This window comes from Actinomadura sp. NPDC049382 (genome assembly GCF_040677125.1).
Classification (GTDB): Bacteria; Actinomycetota; Actinomycetes; order Streptosporangiales; family Streptosporangiaceae; genus Spirillospora; species Spirillospora geliboluensis.
Window position 1 is genome coordinate 20,881 of the sequence record NZ_JBFARO010000001.1, and the last position, 13,614, is coordinate 34,494.

At 72.5% G+C, this 13,614-nt stretch carries 13 protein-coding genes; 4 read left to right on the forward strand and 9 right to left on the reverse strand.

What is annotated here, in order from left to right; translation table 11 throughout:
- Window positions 1-4: 4 nt before the first annotated feature.
- The 4 genes from AB0K34_RS00105 to AB0K34_RS00120 form a co-directional block, all read right to left on the reverse strand.
- On the reverse strand, window positions 5-925 hold the full coding sequence (locus tag AB0K34_RS00105; RefSeq protein WP_138639246.1) for a cation diffusion facilitator family transporter: 921 nt from the start codon (window positions 923-925) through the stop codon (window positions 5-7).
- 66 nt (window positions 926-991) lie between these two features.
- A complete protein-coding gene (locus AB0K34_RS00110; protein ID WP_138639245.1) occupies window positions 992-1,564 on the reverse strand; it encodes a TerD family protein in 573 nt (190 codons plus the stop codon).
- On the reverse strand, window positions 1,504-1,974 hold the full coding sequence (locus AB0K34_RS00115) for a hypothetical protein (RefSeq protein ID WP_364544104.1): 471 nt from the start codon (window positions 1,972-1,974) through the stop codon (window positions 1,504-1,506). Before AB0K34_RS00115 ends, AB0K34_RS00110 begins: the two co-directional genes overlap by 61 nt.
- Window positions 1,971-3,482 carry an FAD-binding protein gene (locus AB0K34_RS00120; protein WP_364544107.1) on the reverse strand — a complete coding sequence of 504 codons (1,512 nt, stop codon included), beginning with the start codon at window positions 3,480-3,482 and terminating at the stop codon, window positions 1,971-1,973. Before AB0K34_RS00120 ends, AB0K34_RS00115 begins: the two co-directional genes overlap by 4 nt.
- A 203-nt stretch (window positions 3,483-3,685) precedes the next feature.
- Here AB0K34_RS00120 and AB0K34_RS00125 point away from each other — a divergent pair, with 203 nt between their 5' ends.
- Complete coding sequence (locus tag AB0K34_RS00125) at window positions 3,686-4,765, forward strand: glycerophosphodiester phosphodiesterase family protein (RefSeq protein ID WP_364544110.1); 1,080 nt, start codon at window positions 3,686-3,688, stop codon at window positions 4,763-4,765.
- 16 nt (window positions 4,766-4,781) lie between these two features.
- Here AB0K34_RS00125 and AB0K34_RS00130 read toward each other — a convergent pair whose 3' ends face one another.
- Window positions 4,782-6,347 carry an AMP-binding protein gene (locus AB0K34_RS00130; RefSeq protein WP_364544112.1) on the reverse strand — a complete coding sequence of 522 codons (1,566 nt, stop codon included), beginning with the start codon at window positions 6,345-6,347 and terminating at the stop codon, window positions 4,782-4,784.
- Window positions 6,344-7,135, reverse strand: coding sequence for a crotonase/enoyl-CoA hydratase family protein (locus tag AB0K34_RS00135; RefSeq protein ID WP_138639240.1), 792 nt, complete (start codon window positions 7,133-7,135; stop codon window positions 6,344-6,346). The genes AB0K34_RS00130 and AB0K34_RS00135 overlap by 4 nt, the downstream gene beginning before the upstream one ends.
- 80 nt (window positions 7,136-7,215) lie before the next feature.
- On the opposite strand from AB0K34_RS00135, the gene AB0K34_RS00140 reads away from it, so the two are divergent.
- Window positions 7,216-8,010, forward strand: coding sequence for a hypothetical protein (locus AB0K34_RS00140; RefSeq protein ID WP_364544115.1), 795 nt, complete (start codon window positions 7,216-7,218; stop codon window positions 8,008-8,010).
- A 44-nt stretch (window positions 8,011-8,054) separates the two neighbouring features.
- Here AB0K34_RS00140 and AB0K34_RS00145 read toward each other — a convergent pair whose 3' ends face one another.
- From AB0K34_RS00145 to AB0K34_RS00155, 3 genes are all read right to left on the reverse strand, one after another.
- Window positions 8,055-9,185, reverse strand: coding sequence for a hypothetical protein (locus AB0K34_RS00145; RefSeq protein WP_364544118.1), 1,131 nt, complete (start codon window positions 9,183-9,185; stop codon window positions 8,055-8,057).
- Window positions 9,182-10,246, reverse strand: coding sequence for a hypothetical protein (locus AB0K34_RS00150; RefSeq protein WP_364544120.1), 1,065 nt, complete (start codon window positions 10,244-10,246; stop codon window positions 9,182-9,184). Before AB0K34_RS00150 ends, AB0K34_RS00145 begins: the two co-directional genes overlap by 4 nt.
- 241 nt (window positions 10,247-10,487) lie before the next feature.
- On the reverse strand, window positions 10,488-11,603 hold the full coding sequence (locus tag AB0K34_RS00155) for a winged helix DNA-binding domain-containing protein (RefSeq protein WP_364544123.1): 1,116 nt from the start codon (window positions 11,601-11,603) through the stop codon (window positions 10,488-10,490).
- Window positions 11,604-11,861: 258 nt separating this feature from the next.
- Between AB0K34_RS00155 and AB0K34_RS00160 the strand changes: the two genes are divergently transcribed.
- Window positions 11,862-12,221, forward strand: coding sequence for a hypothetical protein (locus tag AB0K34_RS00160; protein ID WP_138639237.1), 360 nt, complete (start codon window positions 11,862-11,864; stop codon window positions 12,219-12,221).
- 197 nt (window positions 12,222-12,418) lie between these two features.
- The gene (locus AB0K34_RS00165; protein ID WP_364544125.1) at window positions 12,419-13,585 is read left to right on the forward strand and encodes an ROK family transcriptional regulator; all 1,167 of its coding nucleotides are present in this window, start codon (window positions 12,419-12,421) and stop codon (window positions 13,583-13,585) included.
- Window positions 13,586-13,614: the final 29 nt, after the last annotated feature.

Genomic DNA, 13,614 nt, shown 5'->3' on the forward strand with positions numbered 1-13,614 from the left:
TCCGTCAGCCTCCCTTCCGCAGCACGTCCGGCTCCAGGTAGATGAGCCGGGCGATCGGCACGGCCGCGCGGATGCGGGCCTCCGCGTCGTTGATGGCGTCGGCGACCTCGCGGGCGTCGTCCTGCAGGTCCACGGCGATCTTGGCCGCGACGAGCAGCTCGTCCGGCCCGAGGTGCATGGTGCGCATGTGGATCAGCTGCGGGACGTCGGGGCTCGCCACGATCGCCCGCCGGATCTCCCGGACCTGCTCGGCGGTCGCGGACTCGCCGATGAGCAGGCTCTTCACCTCGGTGCCCAGCACGATCGCGATCGCCGCGAGCAGCAGGCCGATCGCGGCGGTGCCGATGCCGTCCCAGACGCCGTTGCCCGTGGCGAGGGTCAGGCTGACGCCGGCGAGCGCGAAGACCAGGCCCGCCAGCGCGCCGGTGTCCTCCAGCAGGATCACCGGCAGCTCCGGCGACTTCGACCGCCGGACGAACTGCACCCAGCTCGCCCGGCCCCGGCTGCGGTTGGACTCCTTGACCGCCGTGCGCAGCGCCGTCCCCTCCAGGACGATCGCGATCAGCAGCACGACGATCGGCACCCACTGCCACTCCTCGATCGGGTGCGGGTCGGAGATCTTGTGCCACGCCTCGTACAGCGCGAACAGCCCGCCCAGGCTGAACAGCACGATCGCCACCAGGAACGCGTAGATGTAGCGCTCGCGCCCGTACCCGAACGGGTGCTCCTCGGTCGCGCGGCGCTCCGCCCGCTTCCCGCCGATCAGCAGCAGCGCCTGGTTGCTGGAGTCGGCGACCGAGTGGATCCCCTCGGCCAGCATCGAGGACGACCCCGTCAGCGCGAACGCCACGAACTTGGTGACCGCGATCCCCAGGTTCGCGCCCAGCGCGGTGACGACCGCCTTCGTGCTTCCCTCGGCGCTCACGTGCTTTCCTCGGCGCTCACGTGCTCCCCTGTTCCCGTCCGGCCGGCTTCCCTGATGGACGTGCGGTCAAGCGTAGGCAGTGATGGCCGGGAGCATGTCCTGCAGGGTCCGGCCCTGGCCGGGTTCGCCGATGGCGTTCATCTTCCACCCGCCGTCCTGCCGGTACACGCTCGCCATGACCATCGCGGTGTGGCGTCCGCCGCCGCTGAGGGTGTACCGCGCCAGCTCCTCGCCGGTGGTCTCGTCGACGAGCCGGCAGAAGGCGTTCTCGACCTCGTCGAAGGTCTGCCCGGAGAACGAGCTGACCGTGAACACCAGCGACGTCACCGGGGCCGGGACGCGCGACAGGTCCACGATCACCGACTCGTCGTCGCCGTCGCCCGCGCCGGTGAGGTTGTCCCCGGTGTGCCGGACGGACCCGTCGTCGCTCGCCAGCTTGCCGAAGTAGATGACGTCCGCCACGCCGCCGTCGGCGAGCAGCACGCACGAGGCGTCCAGGTCGATGTCCTGCTCGCGCTGCTTGCCGAACAGGCCCTTCTTCTTCACCGCGTCCCAGCCCAGGCCCATCCGGACCCTGCTCAGCGTCCCGCCCGGCTTCTCCAGCGAGATCCGCTGCCCCTTGACCATCGACACCGCCACGGCCGATGCCTCCCCTCGTCCCGATGCGCAGCACGCCGGTCCCGGCGCGCGGTCATAAAACTACACGTGTAGCAGCACGCCGCGCCCGCGCCGTGACCTTCGAGACCCCAGCCGCCCAGATATCGGAACGAGATTCCTGTTAATGGAACGACTGCCACCGGATCGTCGACCTTCAGCAGGTGGATGCGGCCCGTTGACGCTCCAGCGGCGGTCAGCATCATGGCCTCGACATCGCGGCGACCGGCTTCGGCACCCCAGAGCCGGGCCGCGTCCGCCGCCCGGACGACGCCTTCAGCGGCCACCTCGAAGCCCAGCTCGCCGCAGAGCAGGTCCAGGTGGGGACGGAAGTCGGTGACGCCGATCAGCACGGCGGTGATGCCGGTGACGAGCGGCGCGGGGTCGGTGCTCACGTGGCCTCTTCTCTCGTCGCCGGACGGTCGGTGCGTTCCGAGTCACCGGCTTCCCGGGCCTGCGCGGCAAGGCGCGCGCCCAGCAAGCGGCCGAGCGTCAGCGCCGGGCCGACGCTCATGCCGCCGACGTAGTTGTCACCGGCGAACACGTCGTTGCCGAGCACCTCGCCCACCGCGTACAGGCCGCCGATGGTGCCGCCCTCGCGGTCCCGCACGGCCAGGTCACTGCCGACCCGGAGGCCGTCCCGGCTGAGGATCGAGGCGCCGACGGACGTCACCCCGTAGAACGGCGGCGTCCGAATGGGCATCGGGAGCGTCGTCCTGCCGTGCTCGGGGTCGTGCCCGGCGGCGACGGCGGCGTTGTAGCGCCCGACGGTGGCGGTCAGCCCGGCCGCGTCCACGCCGAGCCGCCCGGCGAGTTCCTCCAGGGTGCGCGCCGCGACGATCCACCGGCCGCGCCGCAGCTCGGCGGCCATGCGCTCGCGAGTCCAGTCGCCCGCCCCGTTCCTGAGGAGCGGGTCCGCGACCCGGGCGACGGCGTCGTCCCAGACGATGTGCATCGCGAGCCCGGCCTGCTCGGTCAGGGCGAGCTCGCGCCGTTCGGGGCTCGTCACGTCCTCCGCGACGAACCGCTCGCCGGCGCGGTTCACCCAGATCTCGTGGGGCGTCCGGTAGGCGGGCGCCACCTCGATGAACGCCTCCCGGTAGTCGACCGCGAAGCCGGGGCGGCCGGGGTCGGGGATCAGGCCCATGACCGGCAGGAACGTCCCGTTGCCGCTGACGTCGGCGCCCAGCTCGGCGGCCAGGGCCAGGCCGTCGCCGGTGGCGTGGTCGAGGCAGCCGATCAGCGCGTCCTCGCAGCCTGGCGGCAGGAACCGGTTGCGCAGCTCGCGGTTCGCGTCGTAGCCGCCGGTGGCCAGCACGACGGCGCCGCCGTGCGCGGTGAAGTCGCCCTCGCCGTCGCGGGACGCGGTGACGCCGACCACGCGTCCGCCGCCGACGAGCGCGCCGGTGACCCGGGCGCCGGTGACCAGCCGCACCGCGCCGTCCCGCACCCATCGCCGCAGCTCCCGTTCCAGGACGCGCAGCATCGATCGCCCCTGCTCGACGCCCCAGTAGGTGCGGGGCGCCGCGTAGACCTCGTGGCCGTGCACCAGCGCCGGGGTGTCGGGATGGAAGTCGAAGCCGAGGTCCTCCAGCCAGTCGACCGTGCCGCCCTGCCTGCTCACCGTCTCCCAGGAGAGTTCGGGATCGGCCTTGCCGTGGGACAGGCGCATGACGTCCTGCCAGTGCGCGCGCGGGTCGTCGTTAATGCCGCGCGCGGTCTGCCGTCGGGTGCCCGCGCCGCTGATCTCGCCGTTGGCGATGTGGAGCATGCCGCCGAGGACCGGCCGCTTCTCGATCAGGAGCACGCTCGCGCCGCCCGCGGCGGCCTCGATGGCCGCGCAGAGGCCGGCGCCGCCGCCGCCGACCACGACGACGCCGAACCGCCCCAGCTGCTCCACCACCCCGTCACCCCGTTTCAATATGCGGAATGCCGTTTCAGAACCTAGGAGGGCGGTCGGGGGCCTGTCAACGCTCGCGCCGCGCACCGGCGCCGGAGCGGGGTGTTCCGCAGAGCTTCACCGTCCCCTCACACCCGGTTCGGGACGCGGGGCGGGCCCCGGCCCTAGCTTCGCGGGGCAACACACGCTCCGAAACCGAGGTTGTTATGTCGCTACGACATGTGCTGGCAGGCGCCGCCGTCGTGTCCGTGTTCGCCTGGCCCGCGGCCGCGCACGCCTCCCCGCACGCATCGCCGGGCGGCGGGCACGGCGTCCTTCCGCAGAAGACCCACTTCGACCTGCAGGCGCACCGCGGCGGGATCGGCATGACGACCGAGGAGTCGCTGGAGGGCTTCGGCAAGGCGATGCGCCTGGGCGTCACCACGCTCGAACTGGACACCCAGATCACCAAGGACCGGAAGGTCGTCGTCACCCACGACCGGCGGGTCAGCGCGCAGAAGTGCCGCGACACCGCGCCCGCGACGCCCGGCGACCCGATGTACCCCTACGGCGGCAAGTACATCAAGGACCTCACCCTCGCCCAGGTCAAGACCATGGACTGCGGCTACCAGCAGCTCCCCGGCTTCCCGGAGCAGGAGCAGGTCAAGGGCTTCCGGATGGTGGAGCTCAAGGACGTCCTGAACCTGGTCAAGAGCTACCGCGCCAAGCAGGTGAAGCTGAACGTCGAGACCAAGGTCGAGGCGGGCGCCCCCGACGAGACGGCGCCGCGCGAACTGTTCGTCCGCCGGGTGTACGAGGAGATCCACGCGTCCGGCATCGAGCGGCAGGTCACCATCCAGTCGTTCGACTGGGGCGCGCTGAAGGCGATGCACCGGCTCGCGCCGTCCTACCCGCTGGTGGCGCTCACCAACTACGACTTCCTGCAGGTGGGCAAGCCCGGCGCGTCGCCGTGGCTCGGCGGCGTCGACGCCGACGACTACGGCGGCGACTTCGTCAGGGCCGCCGCCGCGATCCCCGGCGTGCGGGCGCTGTCGCCCGTCTACGGCTTCCCGCAGAACGGCACGGTCGGGGATCCCGGCTTCCGCTTCTACGTCTCGAAGACGATGGTCGCCGACGCGCACGCCCGCGGCCTGCGGGTCGTCCCGTGGACGTGCGACGACCCCGCCACCGTCGAGGCGCTCATGGACATGGGCGTGGACGGCGTCATCACCGACTACCCGAACCGGGTCCGCCGGATCATGGCCGAGCGCGGCATGCGGCTGCCCAAGGCGTACCAGCCGCGCTGACGCCCGGCCCGCCGGCTCACCGGGCCGCCGGGTCGGGGGCCTGGGCCTCCGGTCCGGCGGCGAAGCGGGCGCGCAGGGTCTTGCGGTCGAGCTTGCCGACGGCGGTCTTCGGGATGGCGTCCGCGAAGATGATCTTGCGCGGCTTCTTGTAGGAGGCGACCCGCTCGGTCACGTGCTCGACCAGCCGGTCACTGAGCCCGTCGTCCGGCTCGGTGCCCTCGGCGAGGACGACGACGGCGGTGACCGCCTCCACCCACCGCTCGTCGGGCGTGCCGACGACCGCGGCCTCGCGCACCGCCGGGTGCTCCAGCAGGACGTCCTCGACCTCGCGCGGGTAGACGTTGTAGCCGCCGCTGATGATCATGTCGGACGTCCGGTCCTTGAGGAACAGGAAGCCGTCGCCGTCGAGGACGCCGACGTCGCGGGTGTGCACCCAGCCGTCGCGGAAGGTCTGCGCGGTCAGCTCCGGGGCGTCGAAGTACCCGGCGGTGGCGGACGGGCCGCGCACCACGATCTCGCCCGGCTCGCCCGGCGCGGCCTCGCGGCCGTCCTCGTCCAGCAGCCGCAGCTCGATGTCGACGGCGATCTGCCCGCAGGCGGCGAGGCGGTCGCCGGTGTGGTCCTCAGGACGCAGCACCGCGATGCACAGCGGGATCTCGGTCTGCCCGTAGTACTGCCAGAACCGCTCCCGGCCCCACGCGCGCATGGCGCGCTCGATGACGGGGCGCGGCATCGGCGAGGCGCCGTAGATGACGCGGCGCAGCGTGGAGACGTCCGCCGCCGCGAACGCCGGGTGCTCGACCAGCATCTGGATCATGGTCGGCACCAGGTTGACCGCCGTGGCCCCGTAGCGGCCGATCGCGTCCAGGAACGGCTCCGGCGCGAAACCCGGCAGGATGACGGTGCGGCCGCCGCGCAGCCACAGCGGCAGCACGAACACCCCGCTGGCGTGGATGAGGCTCGCCGCGTGCAGCATGACGTCGTCGGCCGTGGCCGGGAACAGGTTGAGCAGCACGTTCCGGCAGATCCCCGCGAAGGACGCCTGGGTGTGCTGCGCCGCCTTCAGCGTGCCGGTCGTCCCGGACGTGAACAGCGTGAGGATGACGTCGTCGGCGGCCACCTCGACGTCGGGCAGGGTCGCGGGGGCGCTCTCGGCCCGCTCCATGAGCGGCGCCTCGCCGTCCAGCGCGGTCTCCAGGCCGAGGAAGCGCACGTCCGGCAGGGCGGCGGCCAGGTCGCGGGCGCGGTCGGTCAGGTCGGCGCCGAACACGACCAGCTCGCAGCGGGTCTCGGTGAGCATCGTGACGTGCTCGGCCACCGACAGCCGCGCGTTGAGCGGGACGCGGTTGATCCCGGCCTTCACGCAGGCGAAGTCGAGCGGCACGCTGAGCAGGCCGTTGTTCACCAGCAGGCCGACGCGCCGGCGGTGCCCGGCGCCCTCCCGCGCCAGCGCGTGCGCAAGTCGGTTGCTCAGCTCGTCGACCTGGCCGAACGTCAGCTCCCGGTCGCCGAACACGACGGCGGTCCGGTCGGTGTGCTGCCGCGCGCCGCGGACGATCAGTTCACGGGTGGTGGGGCTCACGGGGTGGTCTCCTCTCCGGCGAAGCGCCCGTGCCGGCCGGCGCCGGCGACGAAGCGGGCGGCGCCGCTCACGCCCTCGCGCGCCACGACGGGGACGCCGGCGGCGCCCTCGCCGCGCAGCGCCTCGGCGAGGGGCAGGTCGAGGCCGGCGTAGGTCGAGGCGCGGTCGGCCAGCACGCATTCGAACGGGAACGCCGCGATCTGGTCGGCGAGTTCACGGGCGGCGTCGACCGCCTCCCCGGGTTCGACGACCCGGTTGGCGAGGCCGATCGCGAGGGCCTCGTCCGCCTCGACGGGGCGGCCGGTCATGATCAGGTCGAGCGCGCGGCCGAGGCCGACGACGCGGGGCAGCCGGACGGTGCCGCCGTCGATGAGCGGCACGCCCCAGCGGCGGCAGAAGACGCCGAACACGGCGTCGCGCTCGACGATCCGCAGGTCGGCGAGGAGTGCGAGCTCCATCCCGCCCGCCACCGCGTACCCGCTGACGGCCGCGATGAGCGGCTTGCTCAGCGCCATCCGGGTCGGCCCCATCGGGCCGCTGCCGCCGCCGTCGGGATCGAGATCATGGTGGCGGTCGGGGTCGCTCACCGCGGTCAGGTCGGCGCCGGCGCAGAACGTCCCGCCGCTGCCGGCGAGCACCGCGACGCGCTGGCCCGGGTCGGCCTCGAACGCCGCGAACGCCTCCCGGAGCTCGGCGGCCATGGGCCCGTCGACGGCGTTGCGCCGGTCGGGACGGTCCATCCAGATCGTGGTGGTGGTGCCCGCCACCTCGACACGCACGTCCGCCATCGCCACCTCCTGGTCCTACAGTGAAACGACCGCCCCACTTATAACGCATCTTGGCAAGAACAGTCTAGAAGGTGTTGCAAATGCTCGAGCCGACCGCCCGCAAGCTCGTCCTGGACCTGGTGACGGCCAGCCCGCGCACCCGGTTCTCGATCGCGGCGCTGTGCCGGGCCGGGGAGATCGTCGGGCTGAGCGCGCCGAGCGTCCGGATGGCGGCGAAGCGGCTGAACGAGGAGGGCGTGCTGGAGCGCACCGGCCGCGGCGTCTACCTCCCGCGCCCCGAGCGGCTGCGCACCTACCCGCACGTCGAGCACTGGACGGCCCGCGACGGCACCCGCGTCCCGTGGACGGGACGCTGGGCCGCGGTCGAGAACTCCGCCACCGCCCGCAGCGACCGCGCCGCCCTCCGCCACCACGACCGCGCCCTGCAGCTCCTCGGCTTCCACGCCTGGCGCGGCGCGCTGCACGTCCGTCCCGACAACCTCCGCGGCGGCGTGGCGGGGTTGCGCGAGACGCTCGCCGGCACCGGCATGGCCCCCGGCGCCGTCGTCTTCGCGGTCGGCGAACTCGCCCCCGACACCGACCGGGAGCTGCGCGGCCTCTGGGACACCGAGGCCCTCACCGGCGCCCTCACCCGCACCGCCGACGAGCTGACCCGCAGCCGCGACCGCCTGACCGCCCTCAGCCCCGAGGAGTTCGCCCGCGAGTCCCTGCTGCTCGGCAGCCGCGCGATCGCGACGATCCTGCACGACCCGCTGCTCCCTGAGGAACTGTGCGACCCGGCCCCCCACCGGCGGCTGGTCGCGCTGACCAAGACCTACCAGGACGCCGCCCAGAAAGTCTGGGCCCGCCTCCTCGACCTCGACGACCGGGGATGACGGACCGGCCGGCGGCGCGCGCCGCCGGCCGGCCGACCGCCGGTTCAGACCGCCGAGGGGTGCAGGACCTGGTGCTCGAGGGGCGGCTGGTATCCGCTGAGCGTGCGAGCGAACTGCAGGGCCTCGGCCCATTCCTCCTGAGCGCCCAGGATCCACGCCTTGTTCACGATCGCCGCCAGGTTCTCGTCCGCCTTGTCGAGCTTGTCGAGCGTCCCGGTGAGCTCGTCGTCGAAGGTGGCCCACATCGCGCGGACGTCGGAGAGGGTCTGCTCCGCGACCTCCATCGACGTGCCGGCGCTGTGGGTCGCCAGTGACAGTCCGTCCAGCGCGATGATCTGCCGCTGGTCGTCGTCCTTCTGCTGGGTGTCCGCGGCGATCTTGCCGAACTGCGTGTTGATCTTGGACTGCATGACCGCCCACCAGGCGGCCCCGCCCGCGACCGCCAGCAGGCCGCCCGCCGCCACGACGAGGGACCAGCCGCCCGTGACGGGCGCCAGCGCGAGGCCCACCACCCCCACGAACAGCCCCACGCCGATGGTTCCGGCGGCGTAGCAGATCTGCTTGTTCTCCGCCGCGATCTGGTCCTTCAACCCCTGGATCGCGGTGTTCATGTTGTCGATGTCGGTGCGCAGGGCCGCCTCGGCCCGCTGGATGCTCGTGGTCCCGGACATCAGCCGGTCATGGGCGGCCTGCAGGCCGGCGCCCCACTCCTTCATGCGCCGCGCCGACTCGTCCACTTCCGAGATGATCTCCCGTACCTGGCCGCGCAGCCCGTTGAGGAGGTCGAAGACCTCCCTGACGTGCGGGTCCGTGCTGCCGCGGGCATCGGGATAGCGCGACAGGATGCTCACCATCTCGTTGCTGAGCGCCTGGTAGGTCGTGGCGTAGGTGATGACGTGCCCCGGAATGGAGCCGGTCAGCTTCGTGGCGATGTCGTTGATCCAGACGTTGGCGCACACCTTCGCGTCGTTGAGCTCGGAGTTGAGGTCATCGAACCAGGCGGGTTTCTTCGTCGGAACCGTCAGCTGGGTGTTCACCACCGCGTGGCAACTGGCGGTGATGGCGCTCAGGGCGGCCACGCTGGAGGCGGTCTTGTCGTTGGTGCGCTTCGCCTTCTGGTGGGCGGAACCGTCCATCGCGGCCGCCTGCTGCTCCATCGTCGTCGTCACGGTCATGCCGTCTCCAAGGTGTGTGCTTCGGTGCTGATCGTCACCGGTTTCCCGGTCTTCTCGGTCCGGTCGATCCGGTCGGTGAACTCCGCGAGCTGGGCCCAGGTGGCCAGCGCGGGACGCAGGGCGGCCAACTCGGTCAGCTCGCCGGGCCGGGCCCCCGCCCGCAGCGCCGTCGCGACCTGGGCGACCTTGCCGGCCTCGGCGGCCCACATCCGGTCGAGCTTCGGCAGGCCGGCGCGGATCCGGGCCACCGCCGCGTCGAAGTGGTAGATGAGCCGCAGGACGGCCTTGGTCATCGCGGCCGCCTGCGCCTCCTGCGCCATCTCGCCGCGCCGACGCACGATGGCGGCGATCGCCGCATCGATCTCCGCGTCGTTCTTGACCACGTCGTAGGCGGTCTTGCCGACGGTGTAGAGTATTCCGCCGATCGAGAGAAACGGAATTCCACCGCCGGCCGATGCGAGCGTGTAACTGATCGACATAGCGCTCTTGGTGAAATCCCAGTTCTGCCACAGGGCGATCGAGTCGATGTTCGCCTGCAACTGGTCGATCCGGTCCTGCAGCCGCGTGATCTCGGCCGCCAGCGCCAGCATTCCCGCTTCTGTCCTCTGCAGTTCCTCCCAGACCGGCTCCAGCCTTCCGTGGAGAATGGACTGCACGTTGGCCAGGGTCTTCATGTGATCGTCGAACCGGTACTCGGCGATCGTGGTCGCCGTCCGGTATCCGGCAAGGGCGCTGTGCAGTCCGTCCAGCAGGCGCAGCCAGTTCTCGGTGTCGCCGCCCAGCCCCGGGGCGGCCTCGGCCGCGCCGGCGAAGAGCGCGCGGTAGTGCCGGAACGGCGCCAGGATCCCGGACCAGATGTCCGGCCTGTCGAGCTGCCACTTCCCCCCGGCCCCGCCCAGCAGGCCGAGCTCGTCGCGAACCGGCTGGGCCCACCCCGGGTCCGGGCTCAGATAACCGATGGACACGTGCCGGCCGGCATGGGCGAAGGCGTCCACCCGCACAATTGCCGAATACGCCTCAGCCAGATCATCGCAGATATTGTTGACGTCGGGGCACAGCAAAGAATCTCCTCTCCGGACAGTGCGTTCACTGAATGGTCCCGGCGGTCGGCCCGCCGCATTTTCCAGAGCCAGTATCACCGGTACCCACCGGGCCGCGACCGTGAAACCAGATCCTCCGACACGCACTCGCAAAGGGGTGATTACTTTGCCGGCCGCCGGAATTATCGCGAAATGCAGACACCCGGCGCACGGCCAGCCGAACAGAAGGTCGTAAAAGCGCGTGGCGAAATCACATAATCCGTCAGGACCCTTGACGGTCGCGCGGCGGAGAGGATACGGGCCGCTCTCCGGCGGACTCGCCCGCGAGGAAGGACGCGAGGCGGGCCGCCTCCTCGTCGACGGCGTTCTGGTCGCTCTTGGCGAGGGGACGCAGCGGAGAGACGGTGACGGTGTCCGCCTTCACAGTCCAGGTCGCGGCGACGCGGCCGTCCACCAGGACGACCCGCTCGCCGGCGACCGAGAGGCCGCGATGGGCGTCGTCGATGATGCGGCGCCGGTCCTGGTAGCCGAGGATCGCGTTGTCGAACGCCGGCAGGAAGCGCACCGGAGCGGGGGTGTCCGGGTCGGGGCGCGGGGCGTCGGGGAGGTCGAGCAGCTTGCGGCCCCGCTCGTCGCGGAAGACGACCAGCTCGTCCCGCAGCGCGGCGACGGCGGCGGGCAGCCCGGCGAGACCGCACCAGGCCCGCAGGTCGGACGACGTCGCGGGGCCGAACGCGGCGAGGTACCTCCGCACCAGCGCCTGCCCGACCGGGTCGGAGTCGTCCGAAGGCAGCGGGTCGATCTCCCGTCCGAGCCAGGACGAGAGCAGCGCGTTGCGGACACCGCCCTTGGCGCGCCACAGCCCGCGCGGCGGCGTCTGCACCATCGGCAGGAGGGCCGAGACCAGCATCTCGCCCAGCGCGCGCCGGCCCGGCGCGGGCCAGCGGTCGGCGACCGCCTCGACCAGCTCCGCCATGGTGCGTGGCTGCCCATCGTCCATCACCGCCCGGCCTGCCGCCGCGAGCTCTTCCAGGTCCACCCCGTCGAGCTCTTGGCGGTAGACGCCGAGGACACGCTGGCGCAGCATCGCGTCGTGGCGCGCCCGCCAGGCCAGGGCGTCGTCCGCGGCGACGAGGTGGATGGTGCGGCGCATGAGCGGCAGGCGCACCACGCGGCGGCCGGTCAGCAGGCCGGACAGCTCCGCCGGGTCGAACCCGCGCAACCGCGACCAGAGCCCGACGAACGGTTCCTGCGGCTCCTGCGCCTGCAGCCCGCCGAGCCGGGCGACGGCGTCGAGCACCGGCACGTCCGCGCGGTCGAGCAGCAGCTGCCGGGCGAGCGCGGCCCGGTTGAGCGCCCGATCGTCCAGAACCGTCACTGCCGCATCCCCTCTCCGCCTACCGGACGTTTTCCACTCTGGCAGCGATAGCGGCCACTTCCTGACCGCTTCACCGTGGCCGTGTGCGGACAGGTTCCCGGTGTTCTTCTCGAATTGTGCTGGGCGCGTTCCCTGCGAATCTGGGAGCATCACGACGTTCGAAGGACGAAATCACCGAATCGCTCACCATTGCCGGACGATCTCGTCGCCGGTGATCGGCAGGCCGGGTCTCGCCCTCCCCCTGATGCAAGGAGAACCATGTCCACTTCCGTCAAGCTCCAGGTGAACGGCACGCCGGACCAGGTCCGCGCCGTCGTGGAGCAGGCCCTGCAGGCCGAGGGCTTCCGCTTCACCTGGGAGGACCCGGCGCAGGCGATCATCGAGAAGGGCAGCCGCACGAAGGCGCTGCTCCTCGGCGCGTTCGCCACGCACTACAAGTACCGCGTGATGCTCGTCCAGCAGCAGGACGGCACCGTGGTCGTCGACCTCGGCCCCGCGACGACCGGCCTGTCCGGCGGCGCCATCGGCGTCGCCAAGGTGCGCAGGAAGCTCGACGAGGTCGGCCAAGTCCTGTCCGCCGCGTTCCAGCAGGGCGGCACCTTCATCCGGGCGATATGACCCGCGTCCGCGCCGGGACCGGCCCGATCGCGGGCGTCCCGGCGCGGCAGGCCGCCTGCTGCCCGACCCGGCGCACGCGTGGCTGTCCCGCCCCGCCCGTCCCGCCCTGCTCGGGCCGCCGCCGCGTCGGGCTGACCACCAGAAATATTTTTCCGGAGCATTGACATTAATCTCCGGCGTCGTCCATGCTGCCGGACATGGAACGACGGGCGGACGCGCTGCAGCGGCTGCGGCAGGCCCATGAGGAGGTCGTGCTCGCGGCGCTGCGCAGCGAGGGGCCGATGAGCCGCACGCAGCTCACCGCGCGCACCGGCCTGTCCCGCACCACCCTGTTCGCGATCATCTCCGAGCTGATGGCGCGCGGTGCGGTGATCGAGTCCGGGGCCGAGGACGACGGCCGGCCGCGCGGGCGCGGGCGCCCCGCGACGCGGGTGTCGCTCAACCCGGACGCGGGCCTGCTGATCGGCGTCGACCTCGGCCGCCGCCGCATCCGGGTCGCGATCGCCAACGTCGCCCGGCAGGTCATCGCGACCGCCGTGGACGACTCGGCCTCCGACGCCGACGAGAGCGAGCAGGCCGACCTGGCCGTCGCGCTCATCCACAAGGTGTGCGAGGACCGGCACATCGGGCTGCGCGCCCTGGAGGCGGTCGGCGTCGGGCTGGTCGGCGTGATGGACGCCTCCAACCGGCGCTGGCGGGCGGCGGAGCGGCTGGCGGCGGCGTTCGACACCCGCGTCGAGGCCGACAACAACGCCCGGCTGGCGGCGCTGGCCGAGCAGACCTGGGGCGCCGCGCGCTCGACCGAGGACGTCGTGTACGTGCGGTGGTCGGTCGGCGTCGGCGGCGGCTTCATCTCCGGCGGACGGCTGCTGCGCGGCGCGCACGGCGCGTCCGGCGAGCTCGGGCACGTGACGGTCGACCCGGCGGGGCCGCGCTGCCACTGCGGCGGGCGCGGCTGCCTGGAGGAGCTGATCGGCGTGCCGGCGCTGCTGCGCGCGGCGGCCGGGCGGGGCGTGCGGCTGACCGGCACCGACGACCTGCTGGAGGCGGCGCAGGCGCGGACGCCCGCGGTGACCGGGGTCGTCGTGGAGGCGGCCCGGACGCTCGGCCGCGTCCTCGCCGGCACGGTCGCCCAGCTCGATCCCGAACGCGTCGTGGTGGGCGGCGACCTCGCCCAGCTCGGCGGCCTCGTCCTCGACCCGATCAGGGCGGCGATCGGCGAGTACGCCCTGCCCGGCACGCGGCGCACCCTCGACATCGTCCCGGCCGACCTCGGACCCGCCGCGTCGGCGATGGGCGCGATCGCCCTCGTGCTGCGCGACCGGGACCCACGATCCCCCGACCCGACCACCGCGGACGCCTAGGACCAGCGGCCCGAGACCGTCACCGGCAA